The sequence below is a fragment of the Bradyrhizobium sp. HKCCYLS3070 genome, assembly GCF_051167575.1.
Taxonomy (GTDB): Bacteria; Pseudomonadota; Alphaproteobacteria; order Rhizobiales; family Xanthobacteraceae; genus Bradyrhizobium.
On sequence record NZ_JBNPTI010000002.1, the window covers coordinates 121676 to 139892 of the forward strand.

Genomic DNA, 18217 nt, shown 5'->3' on the forward strand with positions numbered 1-18217 from the left:
GCCGTCAGCGACAATATTGGCTGGTTCATGGAGAACTTGCCGAGCGTTGGATGTCAGCCACCAGCGGCCATGACCCACCCCACCCGCACGTGCACATGATCGTACCGGGCGGCGGCATCTCGCCCGACGGCCAGCGCTGGGTGTCCTGGCGGCCAGGATTCTTCCCTGCCAGTGCGGGCGCTTTCACGCCTGTTCCGTCGGCTGTTCCTGGAGCGCCTGGCCACCCTCCACCAGGCCGGGCGCCTGATCTTCGGCAACGACGCCCACCTCGCCGGAGAACAATCATTAGCAACGTTGCTGGCAGCGTCGGGCAAGATGGAATGGGTCGTTTATGCCAAGCGTCCGTTCGGTGGCCCCGAGGCAGCGCTGGCCTATCTGTCGCGCTATTCCCACCGCGTCGCTATCGCCAACAGCCGCCTGCTCGCCTGCGGCCAGCAAGGCGTCACCTTCAGATGGAAGGATTACCGCGTCGAAGGGCCGCGACCGTCAAAAGCGGATGACGCTCGCGACGGACGAGTTCATTCGCCGCTTCCTCATCCACGTGCTCGCCTCCGCCGCATCCGCCACTACGGCCTGCTGGCGCGAGGCGCCTGCACCGACAACGTCGCACGCGCGCGCGAGCTGCTCTTCTCGCCATAGGCGGCTCCAGTCAGCCCGGCGACCTCCATCTCCATCAACCGCTGGGCGGCAAAGCCGATCATCTCGCGCAGAAGATCCGCGTCCGGGGCCTCCTCGACGAGCGCGCGAAGGTTCATCATCTCGTCGGTCATCGGTGGTTCCTCGAATCGAGTTGGTGTCAGCAACCCGACCCTACCGGGCAATCACCGGTGACCACCGCAAAGCCGTCCGCCCGCTACGGCGCTATGGGAGAGCGCGCGGGCGGACGGCTTTGCTCTACCAAGTTACACCACGCCCGGGAACACCGCCCTTAAAAGTATCGCAAAGCGGCAACCCGGACAAGCGCAACGACGGCTCTGGGTCGCGGGCGGAAGTCTCATGCAGAGTAAATCTCGTCTGCACAACCTCGGGCAACTGATACGCGTGGCCCTGACGGGCTTCACCTGAACCGCCTCCGTACCGCGATAGGAAATCTGTGCGTCTTCTCCGTCGTGACCGAAGCGCGACCCTTCTGGCGCCCTAGCGTCCACCCGAAGTCGCCTCCGGATCCTCACCAAGGGCCTACCTCGCCACCCTCGGTCTCGCCGCTTGGCGCGGCAAAGATCGATGTTTGATAATGCGATAGGCCCCGGACGGCTAAGGCCTTGAGCCGGTTCACGGCCTATCGGGTGCTGCGGCGCTTGGTCCTGCGGCCGAGGTCCATGCCGTCAATTGGCCAGGAGACTAAGGCCGCTATCCTACTCGACTTGCCGGCCGACCATTTGGCGGCCACTGATCGCTCACGAACGGCGGTTTTTGGGCGGGTCTTCGAGATCCGACCTTCCGAATTAGGCTGCTCTCCTGTAACAAAATAGGGCTTCTGCGATAGTGGGCTTCACGATGTAGCGGACCCCCGCTACCACCTTTCCCACACTCCCTTTACTCTGCTTGGGTATGCCTCCCCGCCAATCAGCGAGTTGAGACGGCCAGCAATTTCAACACAGACCCCGCCCGGGCGCGTGTCATCTCTCGACACCGTCACCGTCTCCACAAGATCTCGAATTGCTTCGGCAGCCTCCTCGTCGCCTGCGCTCACACCTTTGCCGAGCGCATTTTCGAGCCGCACCAATTGCTCTTCGTATCGCCGAAGAATGACGGGGTGGAGCGCAATCGGCTGCGGAGCGGAGGGCTGGCTTTGCAATTCAGCCATGATCCGCTTCCGATCGGCATCCAGAGCCGTGGACCGCGGGCCGAGAATCGAAGGATCGCCATGCCCCTTGGCGATGGCGTCAGCTGGATGCCGCAGCGAAGAAAAAGAAGCTCAATTATCCAGTATGATTGCGGGAACAGGTTTGCCGGCCGCTTCACAGACTGCCTCGATAAGCAGGCGAACCGCTTTGGCATGCCAATAGATTTTCGCTCACGAATGAACGATTTGCGGGATACTGTTGCTCGGAATTTGCGTCGCCTCCGAACGGGGAAGGGCTGGACGCAGGAGGAGCTTGCGTTCCGAGCAAAAGTCGATCGGAGCTATGTCAGTCAGCTGGAGACAGGGGTATACAGCGCATCTGTGACGATGCTCGGTAAGCTGTCCAAGGCGCTCGGCGTAGAGCCCAGCGAATTTCTAAAACCTTGACCAGAGCCTCTGGTGCTCGTTTCGCTGGGGTGCTCTGGCAGAATTGGCGACAATCGCTCGGGCTGTCCCCTATAGTGAAGACCAGCCACGTCGGCCGATCGGCCAGCGCCAGTAGCCCTCTATACTTGGGAGTCGCGCGACCGGGCCCAGCTTGGTGCGGTATTGGTGCGTGAGGATTTGAAGTAAGTACTGATCCCGCTAACGCGTTGATCGTCCATGAGACCTTATCACCCTAGGGCTGCGACCGGGCCGTTATGGGCGGCAAGCTATCGATCGGCTTCGTTGATTTTGCTGCGTTCTCGTTCGATTTCGATTGAGTTCGTTGCGGCTTGTTCGGATCGTTCTGGTGCGAGACTGGTGCGGCCCGTTGGGGGCAACATCCTCTCTAGGCTGAAACAGAGGGCGATTCTAGGAAACCTTAAGATCACTTGGCAATCAGGGGGCCACCTCGTGTTGTCCGGAAGCCATCATTGGTACACAATGCATTTTCCGAGAGCTGGGAAGCGGGTATCGACAAATTCACGATACACGACTTGAGGCGCAGCTTACGCACCGTCATGCCGCGCGCGTCTACGTCCCATCAATAAGAAGCCCGCCGGCAATCTGGGCCGTCAGCGCGAGAGCAGGGGGGTCCGGCAGAGGGCAGCGGACGAGGCACTGACGACTGCACAGTCGATGACTGCGCCCGGGGTTGCGAGAGTCTATGCTGCGGGATCGGGGCCGCCTGCTGCTGGGACAGCGACGAAGGCGGGGTTGTCGACATTCTCTGTCTGATGTCGTCTGCGACAGCTTGCAGCGTCGCAATGTTCTGGGCCATCAGCTCTTGCTTGGCGGTGAGTTGCTCTACGCTGCGCCGCACGACATCGAGATTGAACGCCAGGGGCTCAAGCTGCTGCATCGGGTCCGGGGCAGTTGAAGCAATGGCTGGCGACTTCGTCGTCGAGACGGATAACAACCAGCCCAGCGATGGAACCCGGGCCACTACCTTGTCCCTTGCTGCGTCACCGTAGGACTGCCAGGCAAGGGTGGCGCCGATACCGATGAGAACTGCAATAACAAACCGGGCAAGGGTATGGAGTGTTCGCCTGCCAGTCGACGGCCGGTCGCTCGCGATATTGTCGTCGTTGAGGCCGGAGGGGCGAGGAGAACGGCCAGGCGGTTTCATGGGCCGTCCAATCCGCGGATCGAATCGGGCGTTTGGATCGCGCGCAGGCCCGTCCCACGCATTCTCTACGAGAGGTATGCTTTGCGAGTACATAAGTAGCTCCTTCCTGACTATTCACGGATCGTGATCGCGAGCTGAGCCGGCGCGACGAGTTTCAGCACAATCAGTCTCAGCAATGTCGTTTTTCCGGACCCGTTCCGATTGTTCCGGGACGTGAAGCCAGGGTCGACCGGCTTGATGCCTTGGTCGTCACGGCATGGCGATAGACAGTTTCGATTCCTTTCCCGAAGGCGTCGACGGAATATTGCGTCGTTGCGCGAAGCCGGGCGGCATGGCCCATGCGCCAGCGCCGCTCCGGATCGCGGAGCAATGTTTCGATCGCTTCCGCCAACCGAACATGATTGCCGGGTGGAACGGTAATGGCCTCGATGCCGTGGCGCGCCACGCGTGGAACGGCCGTGTCAAGCCATGTATTGATGATCGGCCGTCCCGCCGCCATCGCTTCCAGTTGAGCGATGCCAAATGTTTCCGCATTGGTCAGGGACGGCAGGACAAAGACGTCCGCTGTACACATGAGACTGGCGAGTTTGGCCTTCGGAGCGGAGCCGAGCAGGCGGACGCGATCCGCGACGCCGAGGCTATGAATCATTCGTTCAAGCCGTGCCCGTTCTGGACCCTCGCCGATGATCCAGACCTCAAAGCGGTGGCCGACCGCCGCTCGCACCAGCACATCGAAGCCCTTGTAGGGGACGAGTTGCCCGCAAGCCAGCACGAGCCGTCCACGATCGCGTTCGGCAGCGTCATTGTCGCGCGGCTCTGGCCAATCGTACTTCGAGGCATCGACGCCGAACGGAACGACGTGACATTTCTCAGCGAATTCCTGCAGCAGCGGGCTGCTGTACAGCAGAATGGCATTGGACACGATGATTGCGTCCGCCTGCCGCAGCGTCCGGCGCAACAGCGGTTTCATAAACCACCTCAGTCCGGCATGCGAAGCGATGTCCGCATGGTAGTGCACGACCAAAGGTCGATCGCGGCCCAACCCCAGGGCGAGCATGAGATCGGCGAGCGAAAACGGTGCATGAAGCGCGAGCAGATCGTGATCGGCGACCTGGCGCCACAACCGCAGCGGATAAGTCGGCGCGGCCGGAAGCGAACCTACATCGCCGAACGAGCGCACGCGCTCGATCGTAACGCCGTTCACGACGATGCGCCGTTGCCCGTTCGACTTGGAGCAGACCAGCACGCAGGCGGTGAACGCGTCTTTCAGTCCTGCGCATATGTCGCGGATCACCGACGGGGCTCCGCCGAACAGGTCGGGATAGCAGTCATTGAAGATGTGAAGCACCGAGAGGCGCCGAGAGGGAGCGAGCATGGCCGAACTCTCCATGACTGAGCGCCTCCTTTATATGTGGGAAAATTTCACACGTCAATTGATCTCGACGGAAAAGTGGGATTGTATCCCACGGGACTCGCCGCTACAATTTCGCCATGAACGCCAAATCCCGGAGATCGAAGTCGGCTTCGCATCAGCCGATTGCGGCGGCGAGCCTGCGCGCGCCCTTGGCGCGCCTGCTGCGCCCGCTGGTGCGGCTATGCATCCGCGGTGGAATGACATTTCCTGAGCTGGCTCAGCTGTTGCGAGAACTCTTCGTCAATGTTGCCGAGCACGACTTTGCCCTGGAGGGAAAGGAGCAGACTGACAGCCGCGTGAGTCTGCTCACCGGAATTCACCGCAAGGAGGTTGCGCGGCTGCGCGGCGCCGGTGCGCCGGTCAATGAAACGCCTGCCACTCTGTCGCTGACCAGCGCGATCATGGCACGCTGGCTCGCCGCTCCGGAGTTCACGGACGCGAACGGCGATCCGCTGCCCTTGCCGCGCATGGCCAGTGGCGATGCGCCCTCGTTCGAGCAGCTTGTCAGTTCGATCACGAAGGATGTCCGCCCGCGCGCAGTGCTGGATGAATGGCTGGACCGCGAGCTCGTGACCATCAACGGCGATGAAGAGATCGTGTTGGTGGATACCGGCTTCGTTCCGCGCGGCGACGACGAGCGCAAATGGCACTATCTCGGCCGTAACCTGCATGATCATATCGCGGCAGCCGCCGAAAACGTATCCGGGCCAGCACCCCGTTTCCTCGAACGCGCGGTGCACTATGACGGCCTTTCAGCCAAGCTCGCAAAACGTCTCGAAGGGCGTTCGCGCGAACTGGCCATGGACGCCCTGAAGATCGCCAACCGGGAAGCAAACCGCGCGCTCGCCAGGGACAAGGGCGGCGACCACCGCTGGAATTTCGGCATCTACATTTACAGCGAAGGTCCGGACGACGCGGCGAATGGTGATGCTGACGAAGGCGGCTCGTCATGACCAGGCAGCCCGTCATCTCGCGCCGCTCGTTGCTTATGGGACTCTGGCTTGCCGGATCGTCCTCCGCCTGGGCGCAGGTGCGCCGCGGCAGCGATCAGGGTATCGGCGGCACCGGTATCACGCGTGGCCACGATCAGGGCATCGGCGGCACCGGCATTGTTGGCGTCATTCAGCGTTTCGGCAGCATTTTCGTCAACGGCCAACGCATCAGCTATGCGCCGAACGTCCCGGTGCGGATCGATGGCGAACCGGTATCGGCGAAGGCGCTCAAGATCGGACATCTGGCTCGTGTGCTGGCGCTGCCGCAGGCGAACGGTTCGCTGATCACCCGCGGCGTCAACGTGGTCAGCGAGGTGATGGGGCCGATCGAAAGCGTCAGGGACGGCGAGATGACCGTGCTGGGCCAGCGGATCATAGCGGCCGGCCACGAAAGCTGGCGCCATCCGGGCGTCAATGTCGCGGTCTTCGGGGTGCGCCGCATCGACGGCGTGATCGTCTCAAGCCTGGTCGAGCAACGCCTTAACGCGACAACGCGGGTTTCCGGACCACTCGAACGTGATCGCGGCGGCCTGCGAATAGGCGGGTTGCGACTCAACGGCGCCGATGCCGCACTCGTCGGACAACGTGTTCAGGCTGAGGGCCGCGTTACGCAAGGCGTGATGCAGATCTCGCGCATAAGGGCTGACGACCTCTCTGATTTCTTCGGCGCGAACCGTCTGTCGATCGAAGGCTATGTCCGCCGCGTCGGCAGCTATCTGCAATTCGGCTCGGGCTATGTCGCGCATGACAATAGTCGCTTCGCATCCTCAGGCAATGCCCGCGTGGTCGTGAACGCCACCTTTGACAGTTCCCGTGGCTTGCGGGTTGAATCCATCCAGTCCGTCAACAAATTTCCGGGTGACTCGATCCAAGGTACGAGATCCGAGCAAACTCCGGGCGCGACGCCCGGCGGCTCGGACGTCCCGGGCGGCGCTACTGTGCCAGGCGGCGGTCCTCCCGGGCTGGGCGGTGGCGGTCCTCCAGGCCTTGGCGGCGGCGGTCCTCCCGGCCTTGGCGGCGGCGGTCCTCCCGGCCTTGGCGGCGGCGGTCCTCCCGGCCTTGGCGGTGGCGGTCCTCCCGGCCTTGGCGGCGGCGGTCCTCCCGGCCTGGGCGGCGGCAGTCCTCCCGGCCTGGGCGGCGGCCGCGGCCGGCGATGAACAACGAAGATATGGCAGAGCGGGCGAGAGGCGCGCGCTCGCAGCGTCGTCCAGCTTCGCTATGCGATTCATCGCGAGCAACTTGCGCTGCGAACAGCTAGCCCGAGTTCGCGGATTCGCGCTCGAAAATCGGGATTTTGCGATTTTTTGGCGAGCTAAGTAATTGATCTGCAAAGGGTGGGGTGTTCGATTTCGGGCGAGAATGGTTGTAGTGAAGACCTCCCCGATTCCCAAGGGCGTGGCGATGCGGGTGGATCCGCCGCGCGATGTTTCTGCGACGCACGGAGCGACGAGCCCGCGGCTGAGCAGAATATGAACAACCCGACGGCGCTCGCCGCTCTGGCGAGCGCCGTCTCGCAGACGGTGCGACGACAGAAGATTGGCTGAGTTTCCGCTGATCGGCGGAGAGACGTTTGGTGGATCGAAGCGGATGCGGAGAGCACGCTATCTTGCCGGCGATGACAACTCGATTGAGACGTCGAGCGCGCTATTGTGTCTGTGTTGCCCCGCGATCCTGACGAGGACATGTGCGCCCGCTTGGCAGGCGGGGCTGAGCACGGACTCTCGGATGGACCACCAGATGTCATCACCGCGAGATCACGACGGAAGCCGGACCAATGCTATGTTGTCGACCGCTCGTGTGCAGCCGTGTAGTATCGAACAGAGGAGACGATCACGTCGAAGATGAAGGCGGAGAGACGCCCGATGTAAGCGTCCGGCCGCTGCACATGGCCTCAGATCTTGACATGATCGGCCGGCTCGATCGCCGCCGGGTGCACGGTGACGATGTCGGAACCGGCCGCGATCTGTGCAAGCTCGGCCTCTACGCGCTTACGTTCTGCCGCGAGCTCATTGACCTTCGGGTTGTGCGCTGAGCGGGATCAGCAGTCCGAGACGAGCTATGGACAGTCGTCTTGGTCAGGCCGCGCGCTCGAACTGCGGCTGCCAGCGGAGCAAGTAGGATTGCAGCGACTGGACGGCGAGCGCCAGCAGGATGCCGACGAACATCATGATGAAGATCGCCACCATCATCTCGCTCGCATTGGCGCGGGCCTCGGCCTCGATGATCAGCTTGCCGAGCCCGCGCTCGGCGCCGATGAACTCGCCGACGATGACGCCGACGAGCGCGAAGGAGACCGCTGGAAGCAGCGAGGCGAACACCCAGGCCAGTGCGGACGGGACGACGACGGTGCGCAGCACGGTCAGCTCGCTCGCGCCCAGCAGCCGGGCCGCGGCGATCTGGTCGCGGTCGACCGCGCGGGTGCCCTCGAAGGTGTTGAAGAAGACGACGAAGAACACGACGAGCCATGCGGTCGCGATCTTGGAGAGATCGCCGAGACCGAAGATCAGGATGACGAGCGGCACCAGCGCGATGCGCGGGATCGAGTTGAGCGCGATGATGTAGGGACCGAACACGCGGGCGAGAAAGTCCGACCGCCCGAGCACCACGCCGGCGGCGATGCCGGTCAGCGCGCCGAACAGAAAACCCCACCAGGTGTTCTTGAGCGTGACGAGGGTCGCGGTCCACAGATTGTTGTCGGTGGCTCCGATGCAGGCGACGACTCCGGCGGGGTCGCTGAAGCAGCCGAGGCGCAGAAAACTCTGCCAGATCAGCGAGGGCTTTGCGACGAAGTAGGGATCGAGGATCTTCGGCACATAGGCTTTGGGCAGCAGCGCTTTGCTCCACTCGAAGCCCCATTGCCAGACCACGAGCACAATGACCAGGATGGCGATCTGCCAGAACAGGATGGCGGCGCGACGGGTCGACATGATCGGTCAGCCTTCTCAGTCAGCCTTGGTGCGGCGGAATTCCTCGCCGAGGGAATGCCAGATATGGGAATAGAGCCGGCCGAACTCGGCGGTCTCACGCAGGCTCACGGGATCGCGCGGCCTGGGGAATGACACTTCGAAATCGTCCTTCAGGCGCCCGGGCCGGGCCGACAGCAGGATGATGCGGCTGGCGAGCGTCAGCGCCTCGCCGAGATCGTGGGTCACGAACAGCACGGTCTGCCGCTCGCGCTCCCAGATCTCGAGCAGGGTCTTGTGCATCTCCAGCTTGGTGTGGGTATCGAGCGCGCCGAACGGCTCGTCCATCAGCAGGATCTCCGGCGCGAGGATCAGCGTGCGCATCAGCGCCACGCGCTGCCGCATGCCGCCGGACAGCATGCGCGGAAAGCTGCGGCCGAAGCCGGTCAGCCCGGCCTTGCCGATGGCCTCGGTGACGCGCTGCGCGCGCTCCGGCTTCGGCACGCCGGCGATCTCCAGGCCGTAGCCGATGTTCTGCTCGACCGTCCGCCACGGAAACAGCGTGTCGCGCTGGAACACGTAGCCGACCCTTGGATTCACCTTGCCGGTCTCGACCGTGTCGCCGTCGATCAGGATGCGCCCGCCCGAGCGCGGCAGCAGCCCGGCGACCATGTTGAGGATCGTGCTCTTGCCGCAACCGGACGGACCCAGGAGGGCAACGAATTCGCCCTCCCGCACATCGAAGGACACGTTGTCGACGGCGACGAATTCGCGGCCGCCGGTGCTGTAGGTCTTCATCAAGCCCTGCACTGCGATCCGGGTGCGTTCCGCGGCAGGGCTCTCCGCGCCGCGCACCGAGGCGAGGCCTGCGCCAGAGGGCGGCATCATTTGGTCTTCGCCTTCGCCGCCGCGAGGAAGCTGGGATCGACGATGTCCTCGTACTTGATCTCGGGAATGTCCGTCCCCTTGCGGTACCAGGGCTTGGCGCCGCGCGCATAGGACGCGGGGTCGATGCTGCCGTCATAGGCCCAGGTGGCGGTGTCGAAGCCGAGCTCGGCGCTGACCGCTTCGGGATCGATGCCGGAGAAGTACTTCGGCGTCACCAGCGCCTGGACCTCGGTGAGCGGCGTGGCCTTGACCCAGGCCATGGCGCGGGTGATCGCATTGACGAAGGCCTGCACCAGCGCCTTGTCCTGCTCGATCGTGTCCTTCAAGGCGTAGATGACGAGCACCGGGACCGTGCCGCCGAAATCCTTCTCGAACAGTCCGGGCTTGGAGGTGTCGTAGATCACCTTGCCGAAGCCCTTCTTCTCGACCTCGATGATCCAGCTCGGCGGCGCCATGATGGCGTCGAACTGCTTGGTCTGCAGCGATGGGAACATCGTGTTCGGTCCGCCGCCTGCGACCCAGTTCACCCTATCGCCCAGGCCGCGCGACTCGAACACATAGGTGCCGTAGACCCAGGTGCCCGATCCGATCGCCGTGGCGGCGACGATCGGCTTCGCACCGTCGGCGCGCCTGGAGGCGGCGAGCGCCTCGACCGAGGTGATGCCGCTGTCGTAGAGATCCCGGCGCACCACGATGTTGGCGTAGGAGCACACCATCTCGGTCGCCAGCAGGATCTTGCACGGCTTGCCGCGTGCCGTGAGCTGCAGTGGGTGGCTGGCGTCGCCATGCGCGAACAGCACCTGGTCGGCGGCGAGCGTCTGGCGGCCGAAGGTGCCGGAATTGCCGGTGAGGAGCTTGGGATCGAGGCCCTCGTCCTTGAAGTAGCCCTTCAGCTCCGCGATCATTGAGATGGCGTAGACCGGCGACACCGGTCCGAACGCGATCGACGCAGGCCGCGTCTCGGCCAGCAGCCGTCCTGGCAGCAGCGAAGCGCCCGCGAAGGCCGCGCCGGACGCAAGCGCGCGGCGCCGTGTGATCGTCATGGAATCCTCCCGCAGTTCTTATGTTCTCGACGATGTGCGACGTGACCGCTCACCCCGGCGGCTTCACAGGCGAAATCGTTCTGTCCGCTTCCAGCACGGCAATCTCGTCGGACGACAGCCCGATCTCGGCCAGGACATCGCGCGTGTGCTCGCCGACATCAGGCGGATCGTAGCGGTTCGGCAGCCGCTGGCCGTCGAGCGACACCGGCAGCACCGGCGTCTTGGCACGACGACCGTCCGGCATGCGGATCTCGGTGAGGCCGCCGGATGCGTTGAGATGCGGATCGTCGAACAGGTCGCCGGGCTTGTTCACCGGCGCGTAGGGCAGCTCGAGCCGCTCCAGCACCGCGGCGAGATCGTCCTTGTTCCATGTCCTGAAGATCGCGGCAATCTCCGGGATCAGCCAGCCGCGATGATCGACCCGGCCCTGTGCGGTGGCGAAACGCGGATCGTCCAGCCATTCCGTGCGCTCGAAGGCGCGACAGAACGCCACCCATTGCTCCTCGCCGACGATGGTCACGAACAGCTTCGAGCCGTCCTTTGTGTCGAACAGGTCGTAGACCGGCCACGGGCTGTCCTTGATCGAATAGGGGATCGAGGGCTGGCCGGTGACGACCTCGTACATCATGGCCTGCGCCATCAGGAACACGTTGTTCTCATACAGCGCGCTCTGCACGTAGCGGCCACGCCCGGTGCGCTGACGCTCGGCCAGCGCGGCCTGGATCGCGATCACCCCGAACATGCCGCCCATGATGTCGTTGACCGATGCACCGGCGCGCATCGGACGATCCGGCAGGCCGGTCATGTAGGCAAGGCCCCCCATCATCTGCACGACCTCGTCGAGCGCGAGGCGGTTCTCGTAAGGCCCGGGCAGATAGCCTTTCAGCGAGCAGTAGATCAGCTGCGGGGCAAACGCCGCCACGGACTCGTAGTCGAGTCCGATTCGCTTCATCAGCCCGGGGCGGAAATTCTCGATCAGCACGTCGCTGCGCGCGATCAGCCTGCGCGCAACATTCTGGCCCTGCGCCGTCGACGTATCGAGCGCGATGCTGCGCTTGTTGCGGCAGTAGGTGGCGAAGAAGCCGGCCGCCGGTCCCTTGAAGGAGCGGGTGCGATCGCCCTTGATCGGCTCGACCTTGATCACGTCGGCGCCGAGATCGGCGAGGATGAGTCCGCAGCTCGGACCCATCACCATCTGGCTGAACTCGACGACGCGCACGCCCTCGAGCGGCCGAAGCGGAGCGTCGTGCTCTCGGGCCGCGCCCATCACGCTGCCCTCCGCAGCACCTTGGGGATGCCGGCCTCGTGCAGATGGCCGGTGAGGTGCTTCGGCGCGATGTGACGGGCCAGGATCTCGCGCGTGAGCATCAGCCGGTCCAGATCGATCCCGGTCGATAGACCCATGCGTTCGAGCATGAACACGAGATCCTCGGTGACGATGTTGCCGCGGGCGCCCGGCGCGAACGGACATCCGCCGAGCCCGGAGACCGCGGCATCGAAGCGGCGGATGCCGGCCTCGAGGCCGGCGACCGCGTTCGCGAGGCCGGCGCCGAGCGTGTCGTGCAGGTGCAGGCGCAGCGTGACGTCCGGCCCGATCTCGCGCCGGACGGCCGCAACGACCTGCTTGACGAGCATGGGCGTCGCGTAGCCGACGGTATCGGCGAGCCCGATCTCGTCGGCCCCCGCCTCGGCGAAACGGCGCGCCAGATCGCAGACCGCCGCCTCGCTTACATCGCCTTCGAGCGAGCAGCCGAACGAGGTGGAGATCGCGCCCATCAATTGCGGCCGCTCGGCGGCCGGCCGGGCATCGATCGCGGCGCGCACGGCATGGAAGGCTTCGACCTGCTCGGCCACGGTGCGGCGGACATTGGCGCGGTTATGGGTCTCGCTGGCCGAGATCACGAAATAGATGGTGTCCACGCCTGCGGCGATGGCGCGCTCCGCGCCCTTGAAATTGGGGACCAACGCGCCGATCCTCGTCGCCTGATGAGACAGCGCATGGGCCATCACCGCATCGACATCAGCGAATTGGGGCACGACCTTCGGCGGCACGAAGGAGCCGGCATCGATCTCGCGCACCCCTGCGGCCGCGATGGCGTCGATCAGCGCGCACTTCGCTTCGGTCGGCACGAACATGTCGAGGTTCTGCAGACCGTCGCGCGGCGCGACCTCGCAGATATGGACGTCCGGCTCACGGATCATTGGCGTTGCTTCCCCGTCGCTCGCTTCTCGATTGTACATTTTTCATATAAAGAACAATCCGGCAGACGATCTGTCAAGCTGAAAGAGGTTTCCTCGGCATCATGACCGATTGGGACACATCGCCCTCCGCTGCACGGACGGGCACGACCGACCGCGCCGAGCAGCTCGCCGGCCTGATCCTGGCGTTCGCACGCCGCGAAGGCATGAAGGCCGGGGACCGCCTGATCGAGCAAAGGCTGGCCGATGCGCTCGACGTGTCGCGTGCGCCGATTCGGCTCGGGCTGAAGGCCCTGGAGGCGGCGGGGCTGGCGCGGGGCGAGCCCCATCGCGGCTTCGTGCTGACCCAAAACCCGACGAGCGGTGCGGCACGCCCGACGCTCGCCGCGGTGAGCCGCGCCGAGCAGGCCTATGCGGACATCGCGGCCGACGTTCTCGACCGGCGCATCGAGGCCGACGTCACCGAGGCCGAGCTGATGCGCCGCTACGAGCTGAGCCGCACCGAGCTGCAGCGCCTGCTCGATCGCATCGCGGCCGAGGGCTGGATCGCCCGCCTGCCCGGCTACGGCTGGCGCTTCGCCGAGACGCTGTCGAGCCCAGAAGCCCAGGACCAGGCTGCGGCCTTCCGGGCCGTGATCGAGCCGGCAGCGATTCTGCAGCCCGGCTTCGGGCTTCAGCAGGACGTCATCGCGAAGCTTCGCCAGCATCAGCAGCGCGTACTCGGTGGCGAGCTCGACAAGATGACGATCGGCGAGGTCTATCAGTCGGGCTGCGAGTTTCACGAGGAGATCGCGCGCGGCGCCCGCAATCCGTTCTTCGTCGAGTCGCTGCGACGCGTGAACTCGATCCGCCGCCTGTTCGCCTATCGCAGCTTCGCCGATCGAGATGGCATGCGCCGGCACGTCGAGGAGCATTTGCGCCTGCTTAATCTGCTCGAAGCAGGACGTAATCAAGATGCCGCCGAGCTGATGCGCAGTCACCTTCAGCGTCCGCTATCATCGCGCTTGCCTTGAGCTTTTTGGTTCCGCGGCATGTAGTCGGAGCGGAACAGCAAGTAGCAACTTCTGAGCCGTGCGATTGCGATCCCTGGAATGAGTAACAGCCGGCCCGAGCCGGCGCGTGCGCTTGTATCCGTTATACGGGCGACGTCGACTGAATCGGACTCGTGCGTTCAGCTTGCCTACAAAGACGTGCCGTCTCTTCCAAAGGCATTTCAACTGAGGCACCTGCCTTGGGTGGGAGCGGGTACCAAGCTTCCAAGCGCAGGTCGAGTATTCGTCTCAACCAGACCCGAAGCAAGCTGCCAGGATCGGATCGCGTCTGCTCCGAAGCAGTCACAAGCAAATCGTATTTTGCTCGAAAGTCGCTGGTGGGGCCATCTGCCGTGAGAACATCCGCGAACGGTCGTATACGCACAGCGAGTTTCGTCGCACGAGCGCCAATGGCGTTCAAACGGCGGTAAATCGGACGGGTGTCCTTGGCCCGATCCCGCGAGAGGTACGGACAAGCCGATCCTCATTGGCAAAGTCGTCGCGGCCATAATGCAGGTCCATGCTATGGCGGTGCCGCGACAGGGCTGCATGGCTGCTGTGGGCATCCATCCCCGGCGTCGCCAAAAGTTTCCCGCGCCGCGCTCGACCGTCATGGACACCTCGTCGCCCAGATCGCCGGCGGCCCGCAGCCGCCCGCGCGCAGTATCGTTGAGTGCGCGGACCTCGTCGTGATCAGATCGCCGCGCGCCTGCTCGCGGGTTTGGGCTTCATGCACAAAGCCGTTGGAGCGATAGGCCTCAAGCGCAACAGCGGTTTTGCCATTGGCGAGATGGCGTGTGGCGTTGCGCTGCCAATCTTCTCGCTGGCGGCGTACCTCGCCGATTTCCGCGCCGCCGTGTCGTTCGTAAATCGAGCGGAACGCCGCGGCCGCCTCAATGGATTGCAGCTGCTGGGGATCGCCAACCAGCACGACTTTCGCGCCAGTCTCTGCCGCATGGATAGGACGCGCTCCAACTGGCGCGTGCCGACCATACCAGCCTCATCGATCACCAGCGCATCGCGGGTCGTGAGCAGGTCGCGGCCCTGTTGCCAGCCATGCGGTGCGCTGCTTTGGATGGCCGACAAGCGCCCAAGCGGTCAGGGCGAGCGAGCTATGGGCCGCAAAGGGGAAGCAAGCGTTCGAGGCGGACCCGACGACATACGAGGGGACAGATTGAAGTGTGCCAGAAGTTCGTTGTGATGCACGCCGAATAACACTTTTGAGGTTTTTCTTTTGAGCTTCTGTAGCGCGCAACGATAGTGGTAATACTATCAATTATGGCTACCGGCACGGCGTTTCCTGATCTCCGCACCAAGTTGATTCATACCACGATCAAGCTGCTGGCCGAGCAAGGTCCGGCGGCCGTTCAAGCTCGGTCCGTGGCCAACGAGGCTGGCGTCTCTACGATGGCTGTTTACAGCCATTTCGGAGGCATGCCGGAGCTATTGCGCGCAGTTGCCGATCAAGGGTTCCGATATCTGGCCTCTGCCTTTGAGGGGACGCCGAAGACCGATGATCCCGTTACCGACGTCTTCCGTTTGGCGTTGTGTTACCGCGACGTGGCCCGGCAGAACCCGCACCTCTACGATCTCATGTTCGGGCTATCAACTCGAGGAGCCTATCGGGCGATCGAGTATGATCCTACTCCGCCGTCTCGCTCGGAATCCCCTGCATTTCAAGAAGCCTTTGGCCATGTGGTTCGAGCCGCAACTCGTCTTATCAAGGCTGGCCGGATCCGCGACGATGATCCGAATGTCATCGCGGTACAGCTGTGGGGCTTCGTGCACGGGTTCATTACCCTCGAATTGGCTGGCCTCTTGGCTCGCTTTGATGACAGCGTCGAACAGATCCTTTTCCCGATGGCAATAAATATGTTGGTTGGCCTCGGCGACACGCCGGAACGCGCCGTCACCTCCATGATGCCATGCCTCAGGTGAGGGCATCCGCTCTCTGTTGATCCTTACGCCCGTTCCCTGAAACGAATAGGGACATTCAGCACTCCTTGCGTCTGCACTATAACGATGTTATTATCGGTTAATAACATCGTTATGACTGCTCAAGCAGTGAGACGCCAGCATCTGAACTGGCGCTCGTAACAGAGGGAGGATTTGTATGGCTGTATCAGTTCTGCCTGATTCGCCTCAGGGCCGGTCGACGCCGCTTGTTCGGCTACCAGCAATTCCGTTGCGCGTCTGGCTGCTCCGCGCCATCGCGCTGGCGCTCCTCCTGGCTGCGTCCCTTGATGGGTTCGCGGCGATTATGGCGGGGATCGCGTATTACAAGGGAGCCGGGAATCCTGAGATTGCTGCAAAGCGCATCGCGCTGCTGAACGCCGCCGAAGCCGGACAAGCCGTGGATACTCCCTCAAAAGTCGAGGAGTACGCTGGCAGCACGGTCGCGCTGGTGGGATCGGTCAGTTCGTCCACTTATGCTTATGGCAAGGAGAGCATCGCCGAGCATCTCCTTGTCTACAATGTCATGAGCAAGGAAAAGGCCGCAATGCTCATGGTCCATTCCTTGCTGGGCGGCGTGTGCATGCTTTTCGGCGGCCTGCAATTCTGGCCCGCTTTTCGCCGCCGCTTTCCCAAGTGGCACCGCATATCCGGTGGCATCTATATCGTCGTACTGCAGGGCACGATGATCACCGCCATGATCCATCTTGTGCGCACGTCGGTTGCCGACACGCTGGATCATCTGTTTTTCCACGTGGGACTGTGGGGCCTGGCCCTGGGCATATCGTTCAGCCTCTGGATGGCCGTACATGCGTTGTGGCGCAAGCAGATTGCCAACCACCAAGCCTGGATGTGCATAAGCTACGGGCTCTTGCTGAGCACACCCATCCAGCGTTACGGCTGGCTGCTTTTTGGAGCGCTGGATCCGGACATCCGCTTTACCGAAGCAAATTATGACGTCACAGGGGTGCTGATCCCCCTTTCTTTGACGGTCGGCTACCTTCTGTTTACGATCAACCGCTGGGTGCAGCCGGTTCGCCGGGCCGAGTCCGCAAGCATGACTGCGGCTTCCGAAAAGCGCGCGCGTCTTGCACGCAACCTCGCGCTCGTGAGTTTCCCCGCCCTCGTCGCCGCCGCCGCCATTGTTGTTCAATACTACATGGTGACCCCCGCGCTGGAGCAGGCTTTCAGCGCCCGAGAATTGGTCCCGGCGGGTGTCATCCACCTTCATGACACCGTGATTGCAAGCGATGTCGTAAGCCGCGCCACGTTTGCTCTGGCGACGTTAGTTGGTTTGTTGAGCGGAGCGCATCTGCTGTGGATCGCCTTCGTCCGACGGCAACCGAAAGGTGTTCTGGTTGCGTCGTCCTGGGCGTTGGCGTTCTCCGGCGCCGTCGCGGGAATTGTGTTGATGTACTGGGGCCTGCGGATGGGTATGCCGAGCTTCGCTACCCTTGCAGGCGGTTCGATGCACATGATTGGAGGAGCCGCCACTCTGTTGTTCGCGGTTCTGCTTGCCTTCGCCTTGCGCCGCGGAGAGGTGGCCTGGGTCAAGGAATGGGGCGTATTCGTCCTCGCCTGCATCGCGGCTACGCCCACCTTCTACTTTCTACTGCCCGTTATGGGCGCGTCCGGATTTGACGCACAGTGGGTGAGGGAGGGCCACATCTTCCGCCTGGCCCTCGCTGGCCAATGGTTGGTGGCGATAATGGGCGCCTTCATCTACGCGGCCTATGGACAAGCAACCCAAAGCAGACTGGCTCGCTGAAACCGGAGCCGCGGTGGCCATCAAGGGCGGGGACGAGTCCTCCTCGCCCACGCGCCGCGACGTGCAGAGCCCGACCCCACCAGTCCAACTGGTGCGATAACCAGAGGTTTCTCCTGATGGGAGAGGCCACCTACAAAAAGGAGTGATGTCAATGCCAACCTATTATTGCTCCAGCATCGAGGGACGCCTTTCGGGCAGGCAGAAGAGTGCGATTGCGGCTGAGATCACGCGGATCCATGCGGAGGTGACGGGAGCGCCGACCTACTTCGCGCAAGTCATTTTCGACGACGTGAAAGCTGAGAACTACTTCATGGGCGGCGCGCCACTGACGCATGACCAGGTGTTTGTCTACGGTCACATCCGAGGCGGGCGCGCCGCGATCGACAAGACACGAATGATCAAATTGATGGCAGAGGCCGTCGCGGTTGCCGCCTCTGCCGCGGATCACCGCAGCGTATGGGTATATGTCGGCGAGCTTCCAGCGCGGCAGATGATCGAATTTGGTCACGTACTGCCAGAGGCCGGCGATGAACCGGCGTGGACGGCCAATCTGCCGGCAGCGGATCGCGATTTCATGCAATCCGTGGGACCGCAGACAAAGGGCAAATGACAGAAGGGCGGCAACGCC

Annotated in this window: 16 protein-coding genes and 2 pseudogenes; 9 read left to right on the forward strand and 9 right to left on the reverse strand. The window is 63.3% G+C overall.

The genetic code is table 11. The features are described 5' to 3' along the window. Positions 1-171 precede the first annotated feature (171 nt). The gene (locus ACQR03_RS09300; RefSeq protein ID WP_315706495.1) at positions 172-639 is read left to right on the forward strand and encodes a transposase; all 468 of its coding nucleotides are present in this window, start codon (positions 172-174) and stop codon (positions 637-639) included. Here the strand turns inward: ACQR03_RS09300 and ACQR03_RS09305 are convergent. Continuing rightward, positions 615-770: pseudogene (locus ACQR03_RS09305) on the reverse strand (IS256 family transposase); the annotation flags it as partial. The gene ACQR03_RS09300 and the pseudogene ACQR03_RS09305 sit on opposite strands and share 25 nt — an antisense overlap. Before the next feature lie 743 nt (positions 771-1513). Next, a complete protein-coding gene (locus tag ACQR03_RS09310; RefSeq protein WP_316193222.1) occupies positions 1514-1807 on the reverse strand; it encodes a hypothetical protein in 294 nt (97 codons plus the stop codon). Between ACQR03_RS09310 and ACQR03_RS09315 the strand changes: the two genes are divergently transcribed. Then, on the forward strand, positions 1793-2233 hold the full coding sequence (locus tag ACQR03_RS09315; RefSeq protein WP_316169300.1) for a helix-turn-helix domain-containing protein: 441 nt from the start codon (positions 1793-1795) through the stop codon (positions 2231-2233). The two genes, ACQR03_RS09310 and ACQR03_RS09315, sit on opposite strands and share 15 nt — an antisense overlap. 1334 nt (positions 2234-3567) lie before the next feature. On the opposite strand, the gene ACQR03_RS09320 is transcribed toward ACQR03_RS09315, so the two are convergent. Continuing rightward, a complete protein-coding gene (locus ACQR03_RS09320; protein WP_316201287.1) occupies positions 3568-4788 on the reverse strand; it encodes a glycosyltransferase in 1221 nt (406 codons plus the stop codon). A 101-nt stretch (positions 4789-4889) separates the two neighbouring features. Here ACQR03_RS09320 and ACQR03_RS09325 point away from each other — a divergent pair, with 101 nt between their 5' ends. From ACQR03_RS09325 to ACQR03_RS09335, 3 genes are all read left to right on the forward strand, one after another. After that, a complete protein-coding gene (locus ACQR03_RS09325) occupies positions 4890-5765 on the forward strand; it encodes a DUF6502 family protein (RefSeq protein ID WP_315714183.1) in 876 nt (291 codons plus the stop codon). Beyond that, positions 5762-6961: a hypothetical protein gene (locus ACQR03_RS09330; protein WP_315714184.1), complete on the forward strand. Its 1200-nt coding sequence runs from the start codon at positions 5762-5764 to the stop codon at positions 6959-6961. The genes ACQR03_RS09325 and ACQR03_RS09330 overlap by 4 nt, the downstream gene beginning before the upstream one ends. A gap of 746 nt (positions 6962-7707) precedes the next feature. After that, positions 7708-7836, forward strand: a complete 129-nt coding sequence (locus tag ACQR03_RS09335) for a hypothetical protein (RefSeq protein ID WP_316169296.1) — start codon at positions 7708-7710, stop codon at positions 7834-7836. A 43-nt stretch (positions 7837-7879) separates the two neighbouring features. Here ACQR03_RS09335 and ACQR03_RS09340 read toward each other — a convergent pair whose 3' ends face one another. Genes ACQR03_RS09340 through ACQR03_RS09360 form a run of 5 tightly spaced genes read right to left on the reverse strand, consistent with a single transcriptional unit; the run spans position 7880 to position 12840 of the window. After that, entirely contained in the window at positions 7880-8731 is an 852-nt protein-coding gene (locus ACQR03_RS09340) for an ABC transporter permease (protein ID WP_315714186.1), read from the reverse strand. 15 nt (positions 8732-8746) lie between these two features. Further along, positions 8747-9595 (reverse strand): ABC transporter ATP-binding protein, encoded by an 849-nt coding sequence (locus ACQR03_RS09345; protein ID WP_434841366.1) that lies wholly within the window; start codon positions 9593-9595, stop codon positions 8747-8749. Then, on the reverse strand, positions 9592-10638 hold the full coding sequence (locus ACQR03_RS09350) for an ABC transporter substrate-binding protein (protein WP_316174918.1): 1047 nt from the start codon (positions 10636-10638) through the stop codon (positions 9592-9594). The genes ACQR03_RS09345 and ACQR03_RS09350 overlap by 4 nt, the downstream gene beginning before the upstream one ends. Positions 10639-10687: 49 nt before the next feature. Beyond that, entirely contained in the window at positions 10688-11905 is a 1218-nt protein-coding gene (locus ACQR03_RS09355; protein ID WP_316174916.1) for a CaiB/BaiF CoA transferase family protein, read from the reverse strand. Then, positions 11905-12840 (reverse strand): hydroxymethylglutaryl-CoA lyase, encoded by a 936-nt coding sequence (locus ACQR03_RS09360; protein ID WP_316174915.1) that lies wholly within the window; start codon positions 12838-12840, stop codon positions 11905-11907. The genes ACQR03_RS09355 and ACQR03_RS09360 overlap by 1 nt, the downstream gene beginning before the upstream one ends. Positions 12841-12941: 101 nt before the next feature. Here ACQR03_RS09360 and ACQR03_RS09365 point away from each other — a divergent pair, with 101 nt between their 5' ends. After that, positions 12942-13850: a GntR family transcriptional regulator gene (locus ACQR03_RS09365; RefSeq protein WP_315714191.1), complete on the forward strand. Its 909-nt coding sequence runs from the start codon at positions 12942-12944 to the stop codon at positions 13848-13850. A gap of 391 nt (positions 13851-14241) precedes the next feature. Here ACQR03_RS09365 and ACQR03_RS09370 read toward each other — a convergent pair. Beyond that, positions 14242-14960 (reverse strand): annotated as a pseudogene (locus tag ACQR03_RS09370) (AAA family ATPase); the annotation flags it as partial. Positions 14961-15146: 186 nt separating this feature from the next. Here ACQR03_RS09370 and ACQR03_RS09375 point away from each other — a divergent pair. The 3 genes from ACQR03_RS09375 to ACQR03_RS09385 all read left to right on the forward strand — a co-directional run bounded on the left by ACQR03_RS09375 (position 15147) and on the right by ACQR03_RS09385 (position 18199). Continuing rightward, on the forward strand, positions 15147-15806 hold the full coding sequence (locus ACQR03_RS09375; protein WP_316174913.1) for a TetR/AcrR family transcriptional regulator: 660 nt from the start codon (positions 15147-15149) through the stop codon (positions 15804-15806). A gap of 175 nt (positions 15807-15981) precedes the next feature. Next, positions 15982-17589 (forward strand): DUF2306 domain-containing protein, encoded by a 1608-nt coding sequence (locus tag ACQR03_RS09380; protein WP_434841364.1) that lies wholly within the window; start codon positions 15982-15984, stop codon positions 17587-17589. 151 nt (positions 17590-17740) lie between these two features. Continuing rightward, entirely contained in the window at positions 17741-18199 is a 459-nt protein-coding gene (locus ACQR03_RS09385) for a 4-oxalocrotonate tautomerase family protein (RefSeq protein ID WP_315714194.1), read from the forward strand. The last annotated feature ends 18 nt before the right edge of the window (positions 18200-18217 follow it).